The organism is Paenibacillus sp. strain BS8-2, assembly GCF_054483835.1.
This window is the reverse complement of the sequence record NZ_CM137010.1, coordinates 5,921,887-5,944,745: the sequence shown is the minus strand read 5'-3', so window position 1 is coordinate 5,944,745 and position 22,859 is coordinate 5,921,887. Positions and strand designations below refer to the sequence as shown.

The following is a 22,859-nucleotide window of genomic DNA, read 5'->3' as shown; positions in this document are numbered from 1 at the left end:
AAAGGCACGATACGATGCTTGCGCTTTTGGGCGAAGCATCGCCCAGACATGAGGATAAGGGAGGATTTACCTTGTTACAGCCAATGACAGCCAAAGAGCTGGAGTATGTTGCGGATTCGATGTCTAATGAAGATCTGCTAATGAAACAATGTGCGGCTGTTGTCGCAACAGCAACAACGCCAGCACTGCGCAATTGCTGCTCACAGATGATTCAGATGCATCAGCAGCATTATGACTCGCTTATGCACGCAATCACGCATCATCAACAGATGGCTCCTACGCAGCCTCAATAAGATCTGAACCAACATACCTGCTATGAGACATGGAGGGATTACGATGAATCAGCAACAACAGTCCATTTTGTCCGAAGAGGATTTGGCGTCTACTGTACTGTCCGATCTGAAGCGGGTGGTAAGAGAGTATGCAACCGCGGCTACAGAGTCGACTTGTCCAGATATGAGGCAGTTGTTCACCAAGCTGCTTAACAACACGCTTGCCGCGCAAGGTCAACTGTTCACGGCTATGCAACAAAGCAATATGTACAATACGGCATCGCCGGCTCTGCGGCAGGAGCTCGATAAGCAATCTCAGCAGTACAAACAGACCCAGCAGAAAACAAAGCAGTTCCTGCAGCAGAAGCTTGGCAATCAGCCGCAATCGATGTACGTGCCGGCAGGACAGCAGCAAGCAGGGCAGTCGCAGCAACAGCCGTATTATATGTAGGCCGTTGAACATAGGAATTAGGAATGGCAGGAGAAAGCAGAAGCAGAAGACCCTTAAGGGTCTTTTGTTTTTTTCTTTGCAGGAACCCGCATTATCTTGTAAAATATTCGTTATAACTCGGAGGCGAGTCGGAAGGAGTATGAAGATGACGGAACTACAATTAAAAGTGCTGGAACTGCTCAAGGAAGATGCCCGCAGGGATGCGGAGCTGATCGCGACGATGGTTGGCGCACCGGCGGAAGACGTGAAGGATGCCATCGCCGCGATGGAGGATAACCACGTCATCGTGAAATACGCGACCGTCGTGAACTGGAGCAAAGTGGACGATGAGAAGGTAACCGCTTTGATCGAGGTTCAAATTACGCCGGAACGAGGCAGAGGATTCGAGGGAATCGCGGAACGAATCTATCTATATCCGGAAGTGAAATCCGTATATCTCATGTCCGGCGCTTACGATTTGCTGGTGGAGGTCGAAGGGAAAAACCTGAAGGAGGTCGCGGCTTTCGTATCGAATACGTTATCGCCGATCGATGCGGTACTGTCGACTAAAACCAACTTCATCCTCAAAAAATATAAACAGGACGGCATCATCTTCGAAGAACACGAAGGTGACCATCGGTTGATGGTATCGCCGTAACATAAGAAGGTGGCGCGAATGATGAAAGAGGGACTGGAAGTGACCTCGGGACACCAGCGGCGGCAATCGATGAGCGAGTATTTGTCTCCGCTAGTCAGAGGCATCAAACCGTCGGGCATCCGCCGGTTTTTTGATTTGGTGAGCACGCGCAAGGACGTCATTACGCTGGGCGTCGGAGAACCAGACTTCGTTACGCCATGGCATGTGCGTGCTGCAGCCGTACACGCTTTGGAGAAGGGCAAGACGCAATATACGTCGAACGCCGGCATGCCTGAGCTTCGCGAAGCCATCTGCCAATACCTAGACGATTCGTTCGACGTCGAATACGATCCTTCGAACGAAGTTATCGTGACGGTAGGAGGCAGCGAGGCGATCGATCTTGCCCTGCGTGCATTGATAGCGCCAGGTGACGAAATATTGATACCTGAGCCTTGTTATATTTCGTATTCGCCGATAACGGCATTAAGCGGGGGCGTCCCTGTCGGTATCGAAACGTATGCAGCGGATGAATTCAAGCTAACGGCCGAATCGCTCAAGAAAGTCATAACGCCGCGCTCCAAAGTTCTCATCTTATGTTATCCGAGTAATCCAACCGGCGGCATTATGACGTATGAGGACTGGCTCCCGATCGCGAAGGTCGTAGAAGAAAACGACCTGATCGTGATCTCCGACGAAATCTACGCTGAGCTTACGTATGGTTCCAAACATGTAAGCTTTGCAGCGATTCCAGGCATGAAAGACCGAACGATTCTCGTCAGTGGCTTCTCCAAAGCCTTTGCGATGACGGGCTGGCGATTGGGGTATATGTGCGGACACTCCGAGCTTCTTGCCGCCATGCTTAAGATTCATCAATATACTGTGATGTGCGCGCCGATTATGGCGCAGTATGCAGCGCTCGAAGCGCTTCAGCACGGTCTCGAAGAGAAGGATCGGATGGTCGAATCCTACAATCAACGGAGGCGGCTTGTCGTGAAGGGATTCCGTGATATCGGGCTCGAATGTCATGAACCGCAGGGTGCGTTCTACGCATTCCCTTCCGTTACATCGACTGGACTGAGCAGCGAATTGTTCGCACAGCGTCTGCTAGAGGAAGCGGGAGTCGCCGCTGTACCTGGAGATGTATTCGGTCTTGGCGGCGAAGGACACCTGAGATGTTCGTATGCTACTTCGGTGACGCAGTTGACCGAAGCTATCGATCGGATCGGCAATTTCGTCCATAAGTTGAAGGGATAGTCATCAGCAGGTCGGGACTCTTGTCCGGCCTGCTGTTTGTTGTCACGGAATGTTGTAAGGGAATGTTGTCAGGAAGATGGGAGGAGCGAGGACATGCAATTATATACGCGAACCGGAGATCAGGGAGAAACATCGCTTATTGGCGGGAGAGTGCGTAAGGACGATGCGCGCGTCGAAGCTTATGGCACGATCGATGAGTTGAACAGCTTTGTCGGAGTAGCTGCATCTGAGGCAGCAAAGCACGAGCCGCTGCGTGAGCTGGCGGCAAGATTGATTGATATCCAGCAGGAGCTGTTTGACTGCGGCTCCGATCTTGCTTATGCGCAGGAAGGCGCGCCTTTTAAGATGGACACTGCACCGTCAGAGCGGTTAGAGCAATGGATGGATGGATACGTAGCGGAATCGCCAGCAATACTTAAGTTTATCCTGCCAGGCGGCAGCGCGGCATCGTCTGCGCTACATGTCTGCCGTACGGTATGTCGCCGAGCGGAACGGCGGGTGGTCACCTTGGCTGGAGAGTATACAATCAATCAAGCGGTGTTAATTTATTTGAATAGGCTGTCTGATTTTCTGTTTGCGGCAGCGCGGTACGCTAATGCTAAGCTAGGAGAACCCGATACGGAGTACATTCGGAGCGCGAATGTTTTCCGTAAGGCCAAAGGAAAAAAGGAACCGAAAAAATGAACGAAAGATATTATGATCCTCTTGTCGTTGTTGTTTCTGCGGAGGATCACGGGAAAGAAGTAAGAAAGGTGCTTGAGCGACGACTTGGCGTTTCTCGCAAGCTGTTGTCTCAGGTGAAATTAACAGATCACGGTCTTACGCTCAATGAGGAACGGATATATACATCTGCTAAAGTAAGCGAAGGCGACGTGATCCGCCTTCGCATGGAGCAGGAGGAGTCTGACGACATCCTGCCCGAGAACATTCCGTTTGAGATCGTCTTTGAGGATGACAGCTTGCTTATCGTCAACAAACCGGCCGGCATGGTCGTTCACCCCACGCATGGGCATTATACGCGTACGCTCGCCAATGCGGTCGTCTATCACTGGAAGTCGCGCGGCGAGAGGGTACGCTTCCGCCCCATTCATCGATTGGACGAAGAAACGTCAGGGCTTGTTGCTATTGCGAAGACGGGATATATTCATCAGCAGGTGTCGGAGCAGCTGCAAGCCGGAGAAGTGGACAAACGTTATCGTGCATATGTGTATGGTATTCCTGAACCTGCAAGCGGCACCATCGATGAGCCAATCGATAGGGATTCGGATCAGCCGCATCTGCGTGTTGTCCGTATAGACGGTTACCCATCTGTGACTCACTACGAGATAGTAGAAGCATTCGGGGCACGTTACGAAGTAGATGAGAACGGGTCTGCCCGCATGATGGCGGCAGCGGTCAAGCTGAAGCTGGAGACAGGAAGAACTCATCAGATCAGAGTGCACATGCGTCATATTGGCTGTCCACTCATTGGAGACAAGCTTTATGGCCGAGCAGATGGAGGCGTGGATGTGTGGGAGCTTGCGGCAGGCAGACATGCTCTCCATGCAGAAACCCTTAGCTTTATACACCCTATGACCCGCGAGAGACTGACGTGGCATGCTCCGCTTCCGCCCGAGCTGCTTCATCTTGAGCGTACGTTACGCGGGCCATTCAACTAAAAGACAACTAGGACGAGAGGAGTAATTCGGTTGAGCATTCAGCAAGTTACTATTATTCAATACCCGAAGTGCAGTACATGTAAGGCGGCAGTGAAGTCGCTGAAGGCCAAAGGGAACGAGGTTATCCTTCGTGATATTAATGAAGATACGCCTACTGCGGCTGAACTTAAGGCGCTGCTGAAGCTTGGCGGATTCGAGCTTAAGAAGCTGTTCAACACATCTGGCGAGGTCTATCGCGATCTGGGATTAAAGGACAAGCTGGCTTCGATGACAGAGGACGAGAAGCTTGAGCTCCTGTCGCAGCATGGGATGTTAATTAAACGGCCGATCGCGACCGACGGCAGCCAAGTTACAATCGGCTACAAGGAAGAACAATACGAAGCAGCGTGGGGAAAACGATGAGCCATTCGACAGACATGAGATTTCGTGCCAAACGTCTATCCCAATTGGGTTCATCCATCTTTGCCGAGGTAGCGGCTTGGAAGCGGGAAGCAGCAGCTAACGGAATGGATATGATTGATCTTGGTATTGGCAGTCCTGATCAACCTCCATCCTTATCGATTCGGAATACCCTTAGCGGGGCTGCATTACGAGAGGATATGTATGCTTATCCAGCTACGAGCAGCGGCATGCCATTCAAGGAAGCGGCTGCCGAATGGATGGCCCATCGATTTGGGGTACAAGTCGATCCTGCTGCCGAAATCGTAACGCTAATGGGCTCGCAGGACGGACTTGCCCACCTGGCGATGGCCGTTTGCGATCCTGGAGACATTGCATTTGTTCCAGATCCCGGATACCCCATCTATGCAGCATCGTTAGCGCTAGCGGGCGTGGAGCCGGTGTTCTTGCCGCTTCGCGAAGAAAACGGATATTTGCCTGATCTAGAATCGATAAGTGATGAGCGTTGGGATGCGGCCTCATTCATTTTGTTGAATTACCCCAACAATCCGTTGTCGGCGGTTGCCGATCTCGAGTTCTTTGAGCGACTGATTGCCAAAGCGCGCAAACACCACGTTCTCGTCGTTCATGATCTCGCTTATTCGGAGATGGGGTTTGATGGATTGGAGCCGCCAAGCATTCTTCAGGTGCCTGGTGCGCTCGAACAAGCCGTGGAGTTCCATTCGTTGTCCAAGAGTTTCAACATGGCAGGCTGCCGCATCGGATTCCTTGTGGGCAATCGGGATGCGGTTGCAGCTTTGCGCGAGCTTAAGGGCAATATCGATTATGGCGTGTTTGACCCTGTACAGGAGGCTGGGATCGTAGCGTTGCGCGATGCCATACATTCGGGTAGTCTGCCAGAGGTCGCGGCTCCTAGAGCGGGAACGATCTATGAACATAGAAGAGATTTATTCATTCATGCGATTCGTGAGCAGGGCTGGGAAGTTGAAGCGCCTAAGGCTACGATGTTTGCATGGGCCAAGCTCCCCGTTCTTCGTGATAAGGAAGGCAACCTGCTGAATTCACGCTCGTTCTCGCAGCAATTATTACAAGATACCGGCGTGGTTGTCATTCCGGGTGAAGCCTTTGGCGTTGAGGGCGAGGGTTACGTTCGGATCGCGTTTGTAGAGGATGATGACCGATTGCTGGAAGCGGCGGCAAGAATCGGTGCATGGCTTCGCTCCGCTTATATGGTAGGATAGATATAGAGCGCCTATGGTCGCTAGTTTGATGACCTAATGCAAATGGAGAACGGAGTTGAACAAATAAATGAATAATCAGAAGGTATTGTTGGTAGATGGTATGGCTATTCTGTTCCGTGCTTATTTCGCTACGTCGTTTACGGGCAGTATCCGCAGAACAAGCAGCGGCTTGCCTGTGAATGCTGTACATGGATTTGTCAGGTATTTCATGGACGCCATTACGAAATTCGATCCGACCCATGTTATTTGTTGCTGGGATATGGGGAGCAAGACTTTCCGCTCGGAGCAATATGTCGGCTACAAATCCAATCGCCCGGAAGCGCCGCTGGATCTAATCCCGCAGTTTGACCTGGTGAAGGAAGTTGTTGCGAGCTTTGGCGTTCCTAATGTGGGACTTGAAGGTTTTGAAGCGGATGACTGCATCGGCACGCTGGCTGCCAAGTTCAAGGAGCATGCCGAAGTATATATTGTGACGGGAGACCATGATCTACTTCAGCTTGTGGACGCGCAAGTGTCCGTCGCGATTATGAAGAAGGGGATTGGCAATTACATGGTGTATTCTCCGGAGGTACTGATGACTGAACGCGGATTGACGCCACTGCAAGTGATTGACATCAAAGGATTGATGGGCGACACGAGCGATAATTATCCGGGCGTTCGGGGAATCGGGGAGAAAACGGCTCATAAGCTGATTCAGGAGCATGGCTCCATTGAAGAATTGTTAGCCAACCTTGAGCAAATATCCAAGACGATCCGGACAAAAATTGAAGCCGATCTAGATATGCTTCATCTGTCACGTCAGCTGGCAACGATTCAGTGCAATGTCCCGCTGGATACGCATATCGATCATTGCGGATGGGGATATGATCGTGAGACCGTACTGGGCAAGTTCGAAGAGTTGGAGTTCAAAAGTCTGGTCTCATTGATTGGTTAATGGTTTACAGGCGCATATGTAAGGCGATGCCGGGGAGTGTGACTGGCATCGTCTTTTTTGCGATGTCCGCTTGTTTGTTACGTTAACGTAACATGCGATTACTCTTCATCTTGCGTTGACAGTGCGGCGTTATACTGAGAGGGTCAATTAAATCTCAAGTAACAAACGCAGCCTAGACGAGGCATGGGAGGGTACTAGCGATGGGCATTCATCAATATTTTAGATCGCTTAACGAGTTGGAGAGAATCTACAGATGTCCGGGCAAGTTCAAATTCGAGGAGCACAGTGTCGCCGAACATTCGTGGAAGGTCGTGCAATATGCAAAGACGCTCGCGGATATTGAAGAACGAAATGGTGTGACAGTCGATTGGAAGAAGCTGTACGAAATTACGAGCAGCCATGATTATGGCGAAATCTTTATCGGGGATATCAAAACGCCGGTCAAACATGCATCGAGTGAGCTCCGCGCATTAATTCAGCAGGTAGAGGTTGGAATGGTGGACCGTTTCGTAGAGGAACATATCCCCGAGGAATTTAAGTCGATCTTCCGCAAGCAGCTGCATGAAGGCAAGGATCATTCGACGGAAGGGTTAATCCTTGAGGTTGCGGATAAGCTCGATCAGGTATACGAGGCGTTCGCCGAACTGAAACACGGTAATTCCGAAAAGGAATTTATCGAGATGTACCGTCACGCATTACTCAAAATAAGCCAAATCAAGTTGCATTGCGTCGATTATTTCTTGGATTGTATCTTGCCGGATATGGTGAATGACGAAATTATTTCTCCAATCGACATTCGCGGTATAACGAATGAGGTGTTAGGCAACAGGTTATAGGCATTCACGGAGCATGAGTAGGATTCTGAATAGTAAGACTTAGAAGCTGGTTTTTCGCACCCGATCGGGACGGAAATCCGGCTAATTGTTGTTGTATGCAGCCTAAATTGTCGGTGGCTGGGACAAAAAGGTGTTCACTATAACGAATATAATGAGTGTTTTTTTATAAAAGACTAGTCATATCGGGTATTGACCTGTTCTCTTTAAAGAACTACAATGAAATAAATCGTTCGTTATAATGATTCCTTACACCCGCTTACACAGCCGCCAACGATACGGATCTAATCTGATTGAAGGAGAATACTATGATTGGGGAACGGATCAAATCACTCAGGGAAAAGAAAGGATATTCGATTACGAAGCTCGCGGATTTGGCCGGCGTGTCGAAATCTTATTTGAGCTATATCGAAAGAAACGTTCAGAACAATCCTTCCCTTCAGGTGCTGGCGAAGATTGCTTATCATCTGGATACGAATATGGAATATCTATTAGGGGAGGATATCCCGCCTAAGGTTTGGGTGGAGGATCTGATCGATGATGAATGGCATACGATTCTGCGCGACGCGGTTGATGAAGGGATGAGCTCGGGCGACTTTCGTGCACTCAAGGATCTTGTGCGAGGACAGAGGTGGAAAGAAGAGCTGTCCAATCCCGGCAAGAAAAAAACATCGAACATTATCATCTTGCACATCGATCATTAAACATTCACAAATTAAGAAGTGTAAGTGTATTGACATGTTCTATATAAAGAACTACACTTTAGTTAGTGTTCTATATAACTAACAAAACAAGTGGGTGTTTGAATGGAAACCAGTCGATTAAGCCGGAGCAGTTCGCCGCTTAAGGAAAAAGAAATTAATTTAAAAAGCGTGTTTATCATTATAAGAAAACGGCTCTGGCTAATTGTGCTGCTTACTGGGCTGCTGACTGTGCTTGGCAATCTATACAACTCCAGGCCCGAGCCACAGGTATATGTGTCTTCCACAAGGGTTATTATAGCGGCTAGCAATGATATGATGACGACGGTTAGAGCGCTTGTAAGAGAGCCGATTGTGCTTAATCAAGTGATCGAAGAGCTTCAGCTTAATGCTTCGCCGGGCCAGCTTAGGAGTCAAGTTCGTGTAGACAGCGTCGATTCTTCATTGATTACGGTCATCAGTGTCCTTGACAGCCATCCGGAGAGGGCGGCCGATATTGCCAATTCAATCGTCACCAAATACCGCGAGGTTGCGATGGAAACACTCGGCGTTCAAAGCATACGGTTGTTGTCGGCGGCGGAGCCTGATCCCGTGCCGATCAATACGACAAGCAATACGATTGTATATGTAGCCTTTGTCGTTGGCTTGATATTAAGTGTAACGGTTGCATTCTTAATGGAATCGCTCGACGATTCTGTTCGGACGGAACAGGATGTAGAGTTATTGCTTGGATTGAATATGCTTGGCCATGTATCGAGGATCAAGCCTCGTCCTTCTGCACAGACACTCAATAAGACAAAGCCGTCAATCGTTAGGAGTGAGAGCGTTGGTTCGTGAGAAAGCAAAGATTGCCCGCAAAGTTGTACAACGCAGCCTAATGGCGCATCTGCATCCCGGTCATCGCATTTCTGAACAATACCGTTCGATCCGCAACAACATTCAATTCGCATCGGAAGGGAAGCCCATCCGCACGATTGTGATTACATCGCCATCCGATGGCGACGGCAAGTCAACATCCGCCGTCAACTTGGCGATTAGTATGGCGCAGAGGGGCGAGCGGGTACTTCTTATCGACGCAAACTTCAGATCTCCGATGCTGCATAAAATCTTTGGAGCCCCGATGTCGCCAGGATTGTCAAGCGTTCTCTCGAGTCAGCTGCCGCTTGGCGAGTCCGTTCAGGCAACGGAAATCGAGTCACTCGATCTTCTCACCAGCGGCGTGCATCAAACCTACTCTACCGATCTCCTTGATTCACATCGAATGAAGGAAGTGCTCGAAGTCGCTTCCTCCCAATATGACCGTGTCGTGATCGATTGCCCGGCAGTGTTGTCGGCACCGGACACGAACGCATTGGTAAACAAGTGCGATGGCGTTGTGTTGCTCCTTAGATCCGGCAAAACGACACATGCCAAAGCGATTGAAGCCAAACAAGCCTTAACATTCGCTGGAGCGAATATCGTAGGCGCCATCCTTAATAAACGAAGCGTTAGATGAGTCAATCAATCTGTCAGTCAAGAAGCAAGAAGCAAGAAGCAAGAAGGTTAGAAAGACGAAGGCCGAGGCGGCGCTTGTCGAATCGGCCTTTATGTGCGGTTTACATGTTCTTAATAGAGAACGGTCTAAAGAACAAATTATAGAACGGCAATCAGAAGGGTGAGGATTAGAATGACGTATCGACGAAGGCTGTCGCTGCTCGTGCTGCTGGACTCGGCAATCGTGGTCGCTGCCGTATGGCTCGGTCAATTACTGCTGGGACCATCGTATGGAGATGTGGAATCATTCTCTATCTATTTCGTCTTTACGTCGCTGCTTGGGGGACATCATATCTTCTTTTTTACTTACAAGCTGTACAAGAAGGCGTGGGAATATGCGAGCATAGGCGAGCTGCTTATTATGATGAAGGCAGCGATGCTGACAGTCGTACTCTCCGTTTTTGCGCAGGCAGTGGTTCTGGGAGTCGTTCATTGGCGTCTGCTCGCTGCTGCCGGACTTATTCATTTAATGCTTGTTGGGGGATCGAGGTTAGTCTGGCGGATCTTTAGAAGCGGGTTTAACAAACAAAGCGGGAAACGCAAACGCACGATGATCGTCGGAGCCGGTTCTGCGGGTACGATGCTCGTTCGCCAGCTGCTGAGCAATTCGGACACGGAGCTGTATCCGGTAGCGTTCATTGATGATGATACGAACAAACAGAAGCTCGATATTATGGGAATTCCCGTATGCGGCGGCATCCAGGCTATTGTCACCAAGGCCAAGGAGCTTGAGATCGACAACATCGTTATCGCGATTCCGTCCCTGAGTAAGAAGCAATTGTACAACATTTATACAGAATGCGCCAAAACATCGGCCAAAACGCAGACCATTCCCATGCTGGAGGATTTGGCGACGGGCCGGATCTCCGTTACGCAGTTCCGAGATGTCCAGGTTGAGGATCTGCTCGGACGGGAGCCCGTTGAGCTCGATATCGAAAGTATCTCCGGCTACGTGTCAAGGAAGGTTGTGCTGGTAACGGGAGCGGGCGGCTCAATCGGATCAGAGGTGTGCAGGCAAGTGTCGCGATTCCTCCCAGAGAAGCTTGTCCTGCTAGGACATGGCGAGAATAGCATATACGCAATCGAGATGGAGCTTAAGGAGATGTTCAAGGATACGAACATCAAGTTTTTTACGGAAATCGCAGACCTGCAGGACGCTGACAAAATGATGGCGGTCATGCTTGCGCACCGGCCGGATGTTGTTTATCATGCTGCAGCTCACAAGCATGTGCCCCTTATGGAGCGGAATCCCGAGGAAGCGTTCAAAAATAATGTGTTAGGCACACTTAATACGGCACGAGCAGCCGGCAAGGCGCGAGTCGAAACCTTTGTCATGATTTCCACCGACAAAGCCGTCAATCCGACCAGTGTGATGGGTTCGACCAAACGGCTCGCGGAGATGATCATTCAGCATATGGATCGGATCAGCTCTACCAAATTTGTTGCGGTTCGATTCGGCAATGTTCTCGGCAGCCGCGGCAGTGTGATCCCTTTGTTCCAGAAGCAGATTGCAAAGGGAGGGCCAGTTACGGTTACTCATCCGGATATGGTGCGTTATTTCATGACGATTCCGGAAGCATCGAGGTTAGTCATCCAAGCGGGGGCACTCGCGAGAGGCGGAGAAATATTCGTGCTCGACATGGGGGAGCCCGTGCGAATTACGGATCTTGCGCAGAATGTCATCCGGATGTCCGGCTACACGGTCGAAGATATCGGAATCGTATACACGGGCATCCGCCCTGGCGAGAAGCTCTTCGAAGAAATGCTGGGAGACAAAGAGATGACCGAACAGCAGGTATATCCGAAGATCTACATAGGCAAAGTGTCGGATGTGTTGTATGAGGAGATCGAGACCATGATCGCCGAGTTCCCAGGTATGAACAGCGCGGAGCTTAAGGTACGGCTGCTGGATCTGGCGAATCATGTCGTCCTGGATTCGAATTCGAAGCTTGCGACGATTACAGGGTAACGCCTAATAGATCGTCAATTTCGTAGGGGAATAGGAGCGATGTAGAGATGAAAGTAAGAAAAGCGATTATACCGGCGGCAGGTCTGGGTACACGGTTTCTGCCGGCTACCAAAGCGATGCCTAAGGAAATGCTGCCGATCGTAGATAAACCAACGATCCAATATATTGTGGAAGAAGCGATCGAATCCGGCATCGAAGACATTATTATCGTGACGGGCAAAGGGAAACGTGCCATCGAGGATCACTTCGACAACTCCATGGAGCTGGAGCAAATCCTGACAGCCAAGAGCAAGTTCGACCTTCTTCAGGAGGTTCGCAAATCCTCGGACATGGTTGATATTCATTACATTCGTCAAAAGGAGCCGCGCGGCTTGGGTCATGCCATATGGTGCGCGCGCAAGTTCATCGGAGACGAACCGTTCGCGGTGCTGCTAGGCGATGATATCATTTCTGCTCCTAAACCGTGCCTTCGTCAAATGATTGAGAAATTTGAGCAATACGGCTCATCCGTCATCGGTGTGCAGCGTGTAGCCGAAGAATCGGTTTCCCGTTATGGCATCGTGGATGGCATGATGATGGAACCTGCTTTCCACCGCATTAATCATCTGGTTGAGAAACCAAAGCGTGAAGCAGCGCCTTCTAATATGGCCATCATGGGTCGGTATATTCTGACACCAGAGATCTTCGATATACTTGGCGATCAGCCTCCTGGCTCGGGTGGAGAGATTCAACTGACGGATGCCATTGCTGAACTAAACCGGTCACGTGCAGTATTCGCCTACGAATTCGACGGACAGAGATATGATGTCGGCGAGAAGATGGGCTTTATTCAGACGACTATTGAATTTGCGCTGCAGCGCGATGATTTGCGGATTGAATTGCTGGAGTACTTGACCAGTAAGCTGGAGAAGGAGACTGCGCCTCGCTAAGGCGCGGACCTAGATCCGATGGGAACACAACCGAAGATATTGTTCTGCGCAACAGTGGACTATCACTTCAGAGCGTTCCATCTGCCTATTATGGAATGGTTCCAAGAGCTCGGATGGGAGGTGCATGTTGCCGCTAGAGGCGGACTAACCCTGCCGCATACGGACCGCAAATTCGATTTGCCGATTGAACGCTCGCCGTTAAGACAGTCCAATGTGAAGGCATATCGGATGCTGAAGAAGATTATCGACGAGACGGGCTATGACATTATCCATTGCCATACGCCAATGGGCGGCGTCCTGGCTCGGCTCGCGGCCCGAGAGGCTAGAACAAAAGGGACAAAAGTTTTCTATACGGCCCATGGCTTCCACTTCTATAAGGGGGCTCCGCTGCTTAATTGGCTGCTTTATTACCCCATTGAGAGGTGGTTATCCTCCCACACGGATTGTCTTGTCACCATCAATGAAGAAGATTACAGGCGTGCGCGAAAAGCGGAATTCCGCTCGGGCATCATTGCTCATGTCCACGGCGTCGGTGTGGATACCGAATATTACGCACCGATCAGCGAGAATGAGAAGCGAGTCAGGCGTGAGCGGTTTAATTATGGTCCCGATCACTTTCTAATGATCTATGCCGCAGAATTTAATGCGAACAAAAACCATCGATTGCTCATCTACGCATTGGCTAAGCTAAAGGCGCGAGTGCCTGGAGCCAGATTGCTGCTTGCGGGAGAAGGCCCTCTCCTGCACGACTGCCGAGTGCTCGCGATTCAGCTTGGCGTCGCGCATCTGGTGGAGTTTCTTGGTTATCGGGACGATCTTGATGAGCTCTATCCCATGTGCGATGCTGCCGTGGCGGCCAGTCTGAGAGAGGGGCTGCCGGTTAATGTTATGGAAGCGATGGCTTGCGGCCTGCCCGTCGTCGCGACAAGAAATCGCGGCCATAGCGAGCTAGTTGACGAGGGGCGTACGGGTTTCATTATCGAGCCGGATGATGTTGCCGCGTTCGCGAGCCGACTGCAGCTGCTTCACTACTTCCGCGACTCCAGGCGCCGCATGGGCGAGCGGAGCGCGGAGCGGGCAAGGCAGTATTCGCTGGAGCAAGTGATGGGGGAGCTAGGGGAGATGTATTTGACCTTTATGATGGAGGCGTCGCAAGGTGAAACCCATAATCAGCATCGTCGTGCCGATCTATAACATGGAGCCCTATTTGCTCCGATGTCTGGATAGCCTGCTCGGGCAAACCCGTCGTGAGCTGGAAGTAATCGCTGTGAACGACGGCTCTACGGATGGAAGCTTGTCCGTGTTATGGCAGGCTGCTGCGGGCGATGAGCGGCTTCGAGTCATTGATAGCCGCAATCAAGGCGTATCCGCTGCACGCAATCTTGGATTATTGCATTGCACCGGCGATTACATCGGTTTTGTTGATCCGGATGACTGGATCGATAGCCGGATGTATGAGGAGATGTTAGATGCGGCTTTGCGAGAGCAGTCCGATATTGTGATGTGCGGCTACGTCAGCGAGTTCGGTGGATTCGCGAGGGTCAAGTCGTTCGAGCTGGCGGATACAACGGTTTATCGCGGTGCCGAAGTTCGTGAACATGTCACAGGCAGACTGCTCGGTCCGTTAGGTCCCGAAACGGCAAGACCTGAAAACCTGGACGCATGGGGAACGGTCTGGTCCAAATTGTACAAGGCGGAACTGCTGCATGACATCAAGTTCATGGATCTGTCGCTGATCGGGAGCAACGAGGATTCGCTCTTTAATCTCTCGGCATGTTTGAGAGCCAGCACCTTCGTGTTTCTCAATCGTCCTTATTATCATTATTGGCGGGCTAACGAAAGCTCCATCACGACACGCTTCAGACCTCGGCTCGAGAGCAAGTTTCTGGTGTTATATGCATCGATGGAAGAGGCTTACCGGAAGGGAACAAACGATTCTCGTGAGGCAATCGTCGATGCGGACGTTCGCTTGTCCAATCGAATCGCGATGAATGTGTTAGGTCTTGGGCTGAATATAGTCGGCCGCTCCAACCCCGCGAATCCGGTTAGCAAGCTGCGCGAGATACGTAGATTGCTGCACCATAACATATATGGCAAGGCATTGGAGCGATTCTCGCCCCTGCATTGTCAAGTCATATGGAGAATCTTCTATCAAATGGCTGGCCGCAAGCTGGCCTTACCCGTGTACATCATGTTAGCCGCGATGGAATTCGCGCGAACCATGAAGCCGATCAGGAGGAGCAGACATGGAATCATTACGAATACTGCAGGTCGTCACGATCATGAATCGCGGCGGTCTGGAGACAATGCTCATGAATTATTACCGTCAAATGCGGGAGAAGGGCATTCAGTTTGACTTTCTTGTACATCGGATGGAAGAGGGACATTACGATCGTGAGATTGTAGCGCTTGGAGGACAGATCTACCGGATGCCACCGATTAGACCGGGACAATATCGCCGCTACTTCAAGAAGCTCGATACGTTCTTTGAAAGCCATCGCGAGTACAAGATCGTTCATTCGCATATGAACGAGAACAGCGGATTTGTATTACGAGCCGCAAGAAAAGCAGGCGTACCTTGCCGCATTATCCATAGCCATCTAAGTGATCTCGGCCTTGACTACAAGTATCCCTTCCGGCTCTATGCCCGGATGTCGATCAAGGATCATCCCAGCGATTATTTCGCTTGTTCAGCCAGAGCGGGAGAATGGTTGTTTGGCAAAAGGAAGCAGCGGAGCGAGAAGGTGACCGTCCTGCATAACGCTGTGAATGCATCTGAGTTTCGTTACAATGCATCGGTCCGGCAAGCTGTAAGGCATGAATTAGGGGCTGGAGACGCTATCGTGATCGGACATATCGGACGATTCAACGAGCAGAAGAACCATAAGTTCCTGCTGCAGCTATTTGAACAGATACACCTCCGTAATCCGAATACGTTGCTTCTGCTGGCAGGAGACGGGCATTTGCGTTCGGCCATGGAAGAGGAAGCAAAGAGACTCGGGATCTCCGGCGCGGTGAGATTCCTTGGCGTACGCGAGGATGTTGCGGCTTTGCTGCAAGCGATGGATGTGTTCTTGTTCCCGTCGTTGTTCGAAGGACTCCCAGTCGTGCTGGTAGAAGCGCAAGCCGCAGGACTTCGATGTGTGGTCTCCGATGCGATAACGGAGGAGGCGGATATTACGGGAAGAGTGAGCTTCTTATCGTTGAACCAGCCGATAGACGTTTGGTGCGACGCTGTGCTTGGAGTGACCTACGAGCATGTCGATACAGGGCTTCTGCTGAGGGAGAGCGGGTACGATACCGCTTCAATGGCTGATTGGTTGAGCGACTATTACAGATCGAGAATTAGTCCGAGGTCTTCGGGAGGAGTGGGATGATGAACGCTCTGCCGCAGTTGACGGTATTTACGCCGACCTATAATCGCGCTTATACACTCCATCTCTGTTACGAGAGCTTGCTGCGCCAGACTTGCAAGCAATTCATATGGCTTATCGTGGACGATGGCTCGTCAGACGATACGGAAGCGATGGTGCAGCGCTGGAAGGAACAAGCCGATTTCCCGATTCGATATGTGTATCAACAGAATCAAGGGATGCATGGCGCCCACAATACCGCTTACGCGCTGATCGAGACGGAGCTTAACGTCTGCATCGACTCTGACGATTACATGTCGGATCATGCGGTGGAGACCATCCTGGCTTGCTGGAGTGAGCGAGGCAGCGGTGCATATGCAGGAATTGTAGCGCTAGACGCGACGACGGATGGAGACGTTATCGGCACGCGGATGCCAGATCATCTCTTCAGCGTGACGTTGTCAGCGTTGTATGCCAAGCATGGTGTCAAGGGAGATAAGAAGCTCGTGTACCGAACGGAGCTGACACGGGAATGCCCCCCGTACCCGCTCTACGAGGGAGAGAAGTATTGTCCGCTTTCGTATAAGTACATCCTGATCGACCAGAAGGCGCCGCTGCTTGTTCTTAACGAAGTCGTATGCATCGTCGAGTATCGGCAGGACGGCTCCAGTATGAACATGGTCAAACAATACCTTCGCAATCCGCGAGGCTTCACCTTTTTCCGCAAGACAGCGATGCAGCATGCACCAACCTATAAGGACCGGTTCCGCGAGGCGGTGCATTACGTCTCCAGCAGTTTGATGCTGCGGAATACCAAATTCATCGTGGAATCGCCGCGCAAGTGGACGACCGTGCTTGCCGTTCCGCTTGGTGTCGCCCTGTATATGTACATTCAGCGGACAAAAAGAAACACAATCGTGAAGACGGGCTGAAGATCCGTAATCCGAAGGGGGGATGCAGAGATGGAAATGATCTGGTTCGCGCTAATCGCCGTTTTTTTTAACGCGTTTATGGCGAGATATTTCGCGTCGTCAACAACGATCGGACCGCTCGGCATCCGGCCGAATCGGATTTATATCGTAATCGGCGCGATCATATTAAGTCTTGTAGCGGGTCTGAGGAATAATATCGGCGATACGTATTTGTATATGCATAGCTACAGGGTAGATGACTTTTCTTGGGCAAGCATCCTGCAAAAGGACGATATCGGCTTCAATATATTCCAGATGCTGCTCAAACAAATGACAAATGATCCTCAGTTGATGATTCTGCTTACGGCGATTGTTACGAACATTCTAATCGTCATTGTTTTTTATCAATACGCTAGGATGATCGAGCTTAGCTTGTATGCGTATTTCACAACAGGTGCTTTTATCGTATCCATGAATGGCATCCGGCAGTTTCTGGCGGCAGCTATCATTTTCGCTGCTACGAAAGCGTTACTGGAAGGCAAGTGGAAAATATATTTTCCCGTCGTTATTTTCGCATCGTTATTTCATCAGAGTGCGTTGCTTATGATCCCTATTTATTTTCTGGTCAGGCGCAAAGCTTGGACTCTTGTAACGACTCTTATGCTGTCATTAGCCATTCTCATCGTTGTCGGGTTTAACTACTTTTCGAGCGCACTGTTCGCTGTTATCGAGAATACGCAGTATTCGGAATATCAGAGCTTCTCGGAAGGGGGAGCCAATATATTGCGGGTGATCGTTTACGTAATTCCGTTGATCATCGCATACTTTGGCAAGGAAAAGCTTAGGAGCCTCTTTCCTGAGAGTGACATTATCGTTAATCTTTCGCTCGTAGGCACGGTCATAATGATCATCTCGACGCAAAACTGGATTTTTGCCAGACTCAGTATCTACTTTACTTTATATCAATTGTTATTGCTGGGCTGGATGGTCATGTTGTTTAGAAAAAAGGATCAAAAAGTCGTGTATCTTGCTTTCATCAGCTTCTATTTTTTGTACTTTTTCTACGAGAACGTCATCGTTCTTGATATCCGTTATTCAAGCGAATATTTGAAATGGCCGTTCTAACCATTCGAGAAATGAGGGAGAAATGATGCAACAGCAGGAGCGGATTCCCCGCATTATCCATTATTGCTGGTTCGGTCGCGGCGAGAAGCCTGCCAAAATTAAGACGTGCATGAAAAGCTGGGAGAAAAAGCTCGGCAGCGGCTATCAATTCATGGAATGGAATGAGGACAACTTCGATCTGGACTCCTCCCAATATGCCAAGGAAGCCTATGGAGCCAAAAAGTATGCTTTCGTCAGCGATTATGTACGCTTGCACGCGCTTTACCATCACGGCGGCATCTATTTGGACACGGATGTTGAAGTGTTAAAGGGGCTCGACCCCTTGCTGGTGCACGAGGCCTTCTCTGGCTTTGAGGATGGACGATTCTTGCAGTCCGGTACGATGGGTGCTGCACCAAAGCATCCTTGGATCAAGATGCTGCTGGACGATTACGAAAGCAGGACCTTCCTGCTGCCTGACGGTACCTACGATATGATGACCAACACGGCTGTCATCTCTGAGCTTTGCAAGTCCGAAGGACTCGTGCTCGACGGTACATATCAGCACCTTCGTAACGGAGTCGTCATGTATCCACGCGAATATTTCAGCCCCTACGATTATATCAATGGGGGGAGCTATCGCACGGAAGACAGCTATACCATTCATCATTTTGCTCAATCATGGCTGCCTATGCATGTTCGATTCAAAAGCGGCGCAAAGCGGGTAGCTAGCCGAATCATCGGTCCCAAAGCCATTGCGAGAATGAGAAAACTATTTGCATAGTACCGAATAATTGCAGCTGGAACGAGATAGATAGAGGAGAGACCTACGATGCTAAAAAGAGTGTTTGATCTTGTAGCCGCAAGCCTGCTATTAATTGTTGCTTCTATCCCGATGGCGATTGTCGCTATTCTTGTTCGGACTAAACTAGGTACCCCGATCTTATTTAAACAAGAGCGTCCAGGGCTTAGGGGTAGCCCGTTTATGCTGTACAAATTCCGAACAATGACCGACGAGCGAGACAGGGAAGGCGCTCTGCTCTCTGATCATCTTAGACTTACGCCATTCGGTATACTGCTGCGAAAGTTAAGTCTCGACGAATTGCCGCAGCTAGTGAATGTTGTAAAGGGAGAGCTGAGCCTGGTAGGGCCGAGGCCGCTGCTCATGGACTATTTGCCGTTATACACGGAAGAGCAAGCCAAACGTCATCTGGTTAGACCAGGGATTACAGGCTGGGCTCAAGTGAACGGCCGCAACGCTGTTTCTTGGGAGGATCGTTTCGATCGTGATGTGTGGTATGTCGAGAATCAATCCTTCTGGCTGGATATAAGGATCATGTTTCTGACAGTTGGACGCGTGTTTCGATCCGAAGGAATTAGTAATGGCAACCATGTTACTATGCCGATATTCGAAGGCCAAACTCATAACCAGAAAGGATGATCGTTTTGTCGCAGCAATCAACTCGTATTTACTTATCTCCGCCGCATATGAGCGGGAACGAGCAAGCCTATATCGATGAAGCTTTCCGGAGTAATTGGATCGCGCCGATCGGTCCGCATATAACAGCTTTTGAGCAACAATTAGCGCAATATGTTGGCATCGAAGGAGCAGCGGCAGTCAGCTCGGGTACGGCCGCGATTCATCTGGCCTTGCAATTGCTCGGCGTCGGTGAAGGTGATACGGTGCTTTGTCCCAGCTTCACCTTTGTTGCGACCGCCAATCCGATCAGCTATCTTGGAGCGACGCCGATCTTTGTAGATTCGGAGCCGGATACTTGGAATTTGTCTCCGAGCGCGTTGGAGCGGGCGTTACGTCAAGAAACGGCCGCAGGGCGAACGCCCAAAGCGGTTATCGTCGTCCATCTGTACGGTGGAATGGCGAACATGGATAAAATTATGAGTATTTGTGAGCGATATGGCGTGCCCATCCTTGAGGATGCTGCTGAGTCATTGGGTTCCACGTATCGTGGACGCCAGAGCGGCACTTTTGGCGCCTTCGGCATCTATTCGTTTAACGGCAACAAAATTATTACCACCTCCGGAGGCGGAATGCTTGTATCTTCCGATACAGAAGCGTTGGAGCGTGCCAAATTTCTGGCCACGCAAGCAAGAGATGCCGCTGTGCATTATCAACATAGCGCAATGGGCTACAACTACCGGATGAGCAACGTGCTGGCTGGCATTGGCAGGGCGCAGCTTGAGGTGCTGAGTCAAAGGGTGGATGCCAAGCGGGCGATTTATCAAAGGTACGAAGAAGCGCTTGGCCAATATGAGAGTATTGCTTTTATGCCTGAGCCGGAAGGCACGCGCAGCAACCGGTGGCTGACGGCGATGACGATCTGCCACGCAAGGGCAGAAAGCATGATCGGCAATCTCCTCGCTGAGCTGGCCAAAGCGGATATCGAAGCAAGGCCGCTCTGGAAGCCGTTGCATTTGCAACCATTGTTCAAGGGAACTACATTCTATGGTCATCACGAACAAGGGATCTCGGTATGTGAGTCATTGTTCAGAACGGGTATCTGTCTGCCATCGGGTTCCAATATGAGCTTGGAGGAGCAGGAGAGAGTCATCCGCGTAATCGAGGATGTTGCGGGTGAGGAGCTTGCTCAAACGACTGAAGCGGCAAGTTAAAGGTAACGTTCGCCGCTAATACGGGATCGAATGACCCTAGCAGGCGTTCCGAAGGCGACGGATAAAGAAGCAACATCCCGAATGACGGTTGAACCCGCGCCTATGATGCTATGTTCGCCAATCGTAACACCATGAATGATCGATACTCCGATGGCGATTGCTGTATAATCGCCAACAATGACGTTACCGCCTGTAGCGGATTTAGGAGCGAAGCTAACGAAGTCGCCGATTCGCGAATCATGTTCGACAAGCGAGTGCGAGTACAATACCGAGTGCTCCCCTATACTCGTATCACTGCCGACAAAGGCGCCTGCCATGACGACCGAGCCTGCGCCGATGCTGGCTCCCTTCGCAATATCCGCAGATGGATGGATGGCGGTAACAAACTTCAAATTAGGTCGCATACGCGTAACTCTTTGGTACACCAGGCCTCTCGTCCAATTGTCTCCGATCGCGACTATTGCGCCATCCACAGTGTGATTTGAATCATCCAGCCAGGATTCGTCCCCCAATACCTCGTATCCGTATACAACTTCCCCGATCGGCTTACCTTTGTCGAGCAATCCAATAATTCGATAGTCAGCTTGTTGTTCGATCGTATCAATGACGGCTTTGGCATGTCCGCCGGCGCCGAGAATTACGATTGTATTCGACATTCGAAAGCTCCCTTCATCGTTTATCTCCTATGATCTGCTACCATTCTAGCACACCATGGAATGATTTGGATTAGAAACAATGGAGAAATATGGTGAAGGTAATTGACAGATGTTTGAGCGGATGCTAATCTGAATACGTGTTCGTTTTATAGAACAAAACAATAATTTTGTTCGTTATTTGCGAATGAAGGAGACCGACATGAAAATGGAAGCCGTGCTCCATACCGGGGACTTTTCACATGAATTAAAATTATTACTTGCCTTCCTGGAGATGGAAGAGGGAACGGAATTAAGTTATGAGCTCTGGGAGCTGATGAAGGATGCCGATTGGCATGCTTTTATCGAACTTGCAAGGCATCATCGCGTATTCCCGACTATAAACCGGAAGCTGCAGGAGCATAGGCCCATTCGCGTACCTGCTTTCGTCATAAGTATTTTCCAGAAAGACTATTATCGGAATACGCTGCAAATGTTGACGCTCAGTGGAGAAATGGAGCAGCTGGCTACATTGTTTCAAGGCGCCGACATTCGAGCATTGTTCCTCAAGGGTCCTGTTATCGCTGCGGATCTATACGGCGACGTATCCTTGCGAACTTCTTGCGATCTCGATCTGTTGGTACCCATGGATCGCCTCGAAGACGCTGAGAAGCTTCTCGTCTCACTGGGCTACGAGAAGGATGATTACATTACAAGCGTGCTCAACGACTGGAAGTGGCGGCATCATCATGTCACGTTCCATCATCCCACAAAAGGGATAAAGGTAGAGGTGCATTGGCGCCTTAATCCCTCTCCGTCCAAGGAGCCTGGATTCGAAGAGCTATGGAGCCGCAGACGACAGAGTGCTCTCATTAGCAGGCCGATTTACTTCTTGGGGAGAGAGGATTTGTTCCTGTTTCTTGTCTCCCATGGCGCAAGACATGGTTGGTCAAGACTACGATGGCTATTAGATATTAAGCAAATGATGAAACAGAAGATCGATTGGCCTAGACTTGCTGCCCATCTGCGTAAACATCAGCTCCTTCATATTGGAGGTCAAGCGCTGTTTCTCGCCGCTAAACTGCTCGCCGCGCCGCTTCGAGAAGAGATGAAGCCGATTCTAACTACACGCAAAGCCGGATGGCTGGCGGAAGACACGATGTTCTATATGGAGCGTATGGTTAATCTCCATTCACCACCTGTGCCCAAAGATGTCGAGCGATATCATAAACAATATTTGTTCGGACTCATGACATTACGTCAGAAGTGTATATACGCGCTGAGCATCATACATCCCTTCCACGAAGATGCTGAGACGCTGCCATTGCCGAAGCGGCTTCATTTTTTATATTTTCCACTGAGGCCGATGCTCTGGACTTGGAGGAAGATTAAACAAAGAAATAATGAAAAAAAGAAATAAAGTCTGTGGAGGAGCTAT

25 protein-coding genes are annotated in these 22,859 nt (G+C 50.2%); 24 read left to right on the top strand and 1 reads right to left on the bottom strand.

Going from position 1 to position 22,859, the window contains the following annotated elements; translation table 11 throughout:
• Positions 1–14 precede the first annotated feature (14 nt).
• From ACX1C1_RS25730 to ACX1C1_RS25620, 23 genes are all read left to right on the top strand, one after another.
• Positions 15–293 (top strand): hypothetical protein, encoded by a 279-nt coding sequence (locus ACX1C1_RS25730; protein ID WP_458954960.1) that lies wholly within the window; start codon positions 15–17, stop codon positions 291–293.
• A 43-nt stretch (positions 294–336) separates the two neighbouring features.
• On the top strand, positions 337–723 hold the full coding sequence (locus ACX1C1_RS25725; RefSeq protein WP_458954959.1) for a spore coat protein: 387 nt from the start codon (positions 337–339) through the stop codon (positions 721–723).
• Between the two features lie 145 nt (positions 724–868).
• Positions 869–1,360 carry an Lrp/AsnC family transcriptional regulator gene (locus tag ACX1C1_RS25720; protein WP_458954958.1) on the top strand — a complete coding sequence of 164 codons (492 nt, stop codon included), beginning with the start codon at positions 869–871 and terminating at the stop codon, positions 1,358–1,360.
• An 18-nt stretch (positions 1,361–1,378) separates the two neighbouring features.
• Positions 1,379–2,593, top strand: a complete 1,215-nt coding sequence (locus tag ACX1C1_RS25715) for an aminotransferase class I/II-fold pyridoxal phosphate-dependent enzyme (protein WP_458954957.1) — start codon at positions 1,379–1,381, stop codon at positions 2,591–2,593.
• Between the two features lie 93 nt (positions 2,594–2,686).
• Entirely contained in the window at positions 2,687–3,277 is a 591-nt protein-coding gene (locus tag ACX1C1_RS25710; RefSeq protein WP_458954956.1) for a cob(I)yrinic acid a,c-diamide adenosyltransferase, read from the top strand.
• Positions 3,274–4,251, top strand: coding sequence for an RluA family pseudouridine synthase (locus ACX1C1_RS25705; RefSeq protein WP_458954955.1), 978 nt, complete (start codon positions 3,274–3,276; stop codon positions 4,249–4,251). Before ACX1C1_RS25710 ends, ACX1C1_RS25705 begins: the two co-directional genes overlap by 4 nt.
• Positions 4,252–4,287: 36 nt before the next feature.
• The gene (locus ACX1C1_RS25700) at positions 4,288–4,653 is read left to right on the top strand and encodes an arsenate reductase family protein (RefSeq protein WP_458957801.1); all 366 of its coding nucleotides are present in this window, start codon (positions 4,288–4,290) and stop codon (positions 4,651–4,653) included.
• Entirely contained in the window at positions 4,650–5,891 is a 1,242-nt protein-coding gene (locus tag ACX1C1_RS25695) for an aminotransferase class I/II-fold pyridoxal phosphate-dependent enzyme (protein ID WP_458954954.1), read from the top strand. Before ACX1C1_RS25700 ends, ACX1C1_RS25695 begins: the two co-directional genes overlap by 4 nt.
• A gap of 67 nt (positions 5,892–5,958) precedes the next feature.
• Positions 5,959–6,825 (top strand): 5'-3' exonuclease, encoded by an 867-nt coding sequence (locus ACX1C1_RS25690; RefSeq protein WP_458954953.1) that lies wholly within the window; start codon positions 5,959–5,961, stop codon positions 6,823–6,825.
• Positions 6,826–7,025: 200 nt separating this feature from the next.
• Positions 7,026–7,661 carry a YfbR-like 5'-deoxynucleotidase gene (locus tag ACX1C1_RS25685; protein ID WP_458954952.1) on the top strand — a complete coding sequence of 212 codons (636 nt, stop codon included), beginning with the start codon at positions 7,026–7,028 and terminating at the stop codon, positions 7,659–7,661.
• Positions 7,662–7,966: 305 nt separating this feature from the next.
• The gene (locus ACX1C1_RS25680; protein ID WP_458954951.1) at positions 7,967–8,362 is read left to right on the top strand and encodes a helix-turn-helix domain-containing protein; all 396 of its coding nucleotides are present in this window, start codon (positions 7,967–7,969) and stop codon (positions 8,360–8,362) included.
• Positions 8,363–8,464: 102 nt separating this feature from the next.
• On the top strand, positions 8,465–9,196 hold the full coding sequence (locus ACX1C1_RS25675) for a YveK family protein (RefSeq protein WP_458954950.1): 732 nt from the start codon (positions 8,465–8,467) through the stop codon (positions 9,194–9,196).
• Entirely contained in the window at positions 9,186–9,854 is a 669-nt protein-coding gene (locus tag ACX1C1_RS25670; protein ID WP_458954949.1) for a CpsD/CapB family tyrosine-protein kinase, read from the top strand. Before ACX1C1_RS25675 ends, ACX1C1_RS25670 begins: the two co-directional genes overlap by 11 nt.
• A gap of 171 nt (positions 9,855–10,025) precedes the next feature.
• Entirely contained in the window at positions 10,026–11,861 is a 1,836-nt protein-coding gene (locus ACX1C1_RS25665; RefSeq protein WP_458954948.1) for a polysaccharide biosynthesis protein, read from the top strand.
• A 47-nt stretch (positions 11,862–11,908) separates the two neighbouring features.
• Positions 11,909–12,790 (top strand): UTP--glucose-1-phosphate uridylyltransferase GalU, encoded by an 882-nt coding sequence (gene galU / locus ACX1C1_RS25660; RefSeq protein ID WP_458954947.1) that lies wholly within the window; start codon positions 11,909–11,911, stop codon positions 12,788–12,790.
• Between the two features lie 18 nt (positions 12,791–12,808).
• Positions 12,809–13,984, top strand: a complete 1,176-nt coding sequence (locus tag ACX1C1_RS25655) for a glycosyltransferase family 4 protein (protein WP_458954946.1) — start codon at positions 12,809–12,811, stop codon at positions 13,982–13,984.
• Positions 13,947–15,146 carry a glycosyltransferase family 2 protein gene (locus tag ACX1C1_RS25650; protein WP_458954945.1) on the top strand — a complete coding sequence of 400 codons (1,200 nt, stop codon included), beginning with the start codon at positions 13,947–13,949 and terminating at the stop codon, positions 15,144–15,146. The genes ACX1C1_RS25655 and ACX1C1_RS25650 overlap by 38 nt, the downstream gene beginning before the upstream one ends.
• Positions 15,037–16,167, top strand: a complete 1,131-nt coding sequence (locus tag ACX1C1_RS25645; RefSeq protein WP_458954944.1) for a glycosyltransferase family 1 protein — start codon at positions 15,037–15,039, stop codon at positions 16,165–16,167. Before ACX1C1_RS25650 ends, ACX1C1_RS25645 begins: the two co-directional genes overlap by 110 nt.
• On the top strand, positions 16,167–17,075 hold the full coding sequence (locus ACX1C1_RS25640; protein WP_458957800.1) for a glycosyltransferase family 2 protein: 909 nt from the start codon (positions 16,167–16,169) through the stop codon (positions 17,073–17,075). The genes ACX1C1_RS25645 and ACX1C1_RS25640 overlap by 1 nt, the downstream gene beginning before the upstream one ends.
• A 30-nt stretch (positions 17,076–17,105) precedes the next feature.
• Positions 17,106–18,179: an EpsG family protein gene (locus ACX1C1_RS25635; protein WP_458954943.1), complete on the top strand. Its 1,074-nt coding sequence runs from the start codon at positions 17,106–17,108 to the stop codon at positions 18,177–18,179.
• Positions 18,180–18,201: 22 nt separating this feature from the next.
• Complete coding sequence (locus ACX1C1_RS25630) at positions 18,202–18,942, top strand: glycosyltransferase family 32 protein (protein WP_458954942.1); 741 nt, start codon at positions 18,202–18,204, stop codon at positions 18,940–18,942.
• A gap of 48 nt (positions 18,943–18,990) precedes the next feature.
• Entirely contained in the window at positions 18,991–19,599 is a 609-nt protein-coding gene (locus ACX1C1_RS25625) for a sugar transferase (protein ID WP_458954941.1), read from the top strand.
• Positions 19,596–20,789 (top strand): aminotransferase class I/II-fold pyridoxal phosphate-dependent enzyme, encoded by a 1,194-nt coding sequence (locus tag ACX1C1_RS25620; RefSeq protein WP_458954940.1) that lies wholly within the window; start codon positions 19,596–19,598, stop codon positions 20,787–20,789. Before ACX1C1_RS25625 ends, ACX1C1_RS25620 begins: the two co-directional genes overlap by 4 nt.
• On the opposite strand, the gene ACX1C1_RS25615 is transcribed toward ACX1C1_RS25620, so the two are convergent.
• Positions 20,786–21,445 (bottom strand): acetyltransferase, encoded by a 660-nt coding sequence (locus ACX1C1_RS25615; RefSeq protein WP_458954939.1) that lies wholly within the window; start codon positions 21,443–21,445, stop codon positions 20,786–20,788. The genes ACX1C1_RS25620 and ACX1C1_RS25615 overlap by 4 nt on opposite strands.
• Positions 21,446–21,644: 199 nt before the next feature.
• Between ACX1C1_RS25615 and ACX1C1_RS25610 the strand changes: the two genes are divergently transcribed.
• Complete coding sequence (locus ACX1C1_RS25610) at positions 21,645–22,841, top strand: nucleotidyltransferase domain-containing protein (RefSeq protein ID WP_458954938.1); 1,197 nt, start codon at positions 21,645–21,647, stop codon at positions 22,839–22,841.
• The last annotated feature ends 18 nt before the right edge of the window (positions 22,842–22,859 follow it).

What these genes read in the sequence shown, in the direction of transcription:
- ACX1C1_RS25730 (WP_458954960.1), top strand. Translation starts at nt 15, where the DNA reads ATGCTTGCGCTTTTGGGCGAAGCATCGCCCAGACATGAGGATAAGGGA.
- ACX1C1_RS25725 (WP_458954959.1), top strand. Translation starts at nt 337, where the DNA reads ATGAATCAGCAACAACAGTCCATTTTGTCCGAAGAGGATTTGGCGTCT.
- ACX1C1_RS25720 (WP_458954958.1), top strand. Translation starts at nt 869, where the DNA reads ATGACGGAACTACAATTAAAAGTGCTGGAACTGCTCAAGGAAGATGCC.
- ACX1C1_RS25715 (WP_458954957.1), top strand. Translation starts at nt 1,379, where the DNA reads ATGATGAAAGAGGGACTGGAAGTGACCTCGGGACACCAGCGGCGGCAA.
- ACX1C1_RS25710 (WP_458954956.1), top strand. Translation starts at nt 2,687, where the DNA reads ATGCAATTATATACGCGAACCGGAGATCAGGGAGAAACATCGCTTATT.
- ACX1C1_RS25705 (WP_458954955.1), top strand. Translation starts at nt 3,274, where the DNA reads ATGAACGAAAGATATTATGATCCTCTTGTCGTTGTTGTTTCTGCGGAG.
- ACX1C1_RS25695 (WP_458954954.1), top strand. Translation starts at nt 4,650, where the DNA reads ATGAGCCATTCGACAGACATGAGATTTCGTGCCAAACGTCTATCCCAA.
- ACX1C1_RS25690 (WP_458954953.1), top strand. Translation starts at nt 5,959, where the DNA reads ATGAATAATCAGAAGGTATTGTTGGTAGATGGTATGGCTATTCTGTTC.
- ACX1C1_RS25685 (WP_458954952.1), top strand. Translation starts at nt 7,026, where the DNA reads ATGGGCATTCATCAATATTTTAGATCGCTTAACGAGTTGGAGAGAATC.
- ACX1C1_RS25680 (WP_458954951.1), top strand. Translation starts at nt 7,967, where the DNA reads ATGATTGGGGAACGGATCAAATCACTCAGGGAAAAGAAAGGATATTCG.
- ACX1C1_RS25675 (WP_458954950.1), top strand. Translation starts at nt 8,465, where the DNA reads ATGGAAACCAGTCGATTAAGCCGGAGCAGTTCGCCGCTTAAGGAAAAA.
- ACX1C1_RS25665 (WP_458954948.1), top strand. Translation starts at nt 10,026, where the DNA reads ATGACGTATCGACGAAGGCTGTCGCTGCTCGTGCTGCTGGACTCGGCA.
- galU (WP_458954947.1), top strand. Translation starts at nt 11,909, where the DNA reads ATGAAAGTAAGAAAAGCGATTATACCGGCGGCAGGTCTGGGTACACGG.
- ACX1C1_RS25655 (WP_458954946.1), top strand. Translation starts at nt 12,809, where the DNA reads ATGGGAACACAACCGAAGATATTGTTCTGCGCAACAGTGGACTATCAC.
- ACX1C1_RS25645 (WP_458954944.1), top strand. Translation starts at nt 15,037, where the DNA reads ATGGAATCATTACGAATACTGCAGGTCGTCACGATCATGAATCGCGGC.
- ACX1C1_RS25640 (WP_458957800.1), top strand. Translation starts at nt 16,167, where the DNA reads ATGAACGCTCTGCCGCAGTTGACGGTATTTACGCCGACCTATAATCGC.
- ACX1C1_RS25635 (WP_458954943.1), top strand. Translation starts at nt 17,106, where the DNA reads ATGGAAATGATCTGGTTCGCGCTAATCGCCGTTTTTTTTAACGCGTTT.
- ACX1C1_RS25630 (WP_458954942.1), top strand. Translation starts at nt 18,202, where the DNA reads ATGATGCAACAGCAGGAGCGGATTCCCCGCATTATCCATTATTGCTGG.
- ACX1C1_RS25625 (WP_458954941.1), top strand. Translation starts at nt 18,991, where the DNA reads ATGCTAAAAAGAGTGTTTGATCTTGTAGCCGCAAGCCTGCTATTAATT.
- ACX1C1_RS25620 (WP_458954940.1), top strand. Translation starts at nt 19,596, where the DNA reads ATGATCGTTTTGTCGCAGCAATCAACTCGTATTTACTTATCTCCGCCG.
- ACX1C1_RS25615 (WP_458954939.1), bottom strand. Translation starts at nt 21,445, where the DNA reads ATGTCGAATACAATCGTAATTCTCGGCGCCGGCGGACATGCCAAAGCC.
- ACX1C1_RS25610 (WP_458954938.1), top strand. Translation starts at nt 21,645, where the DNA reads ATGAAAATGGAAGCCGTGCTCCATACCGGGGACTTTTCACATGAATTA.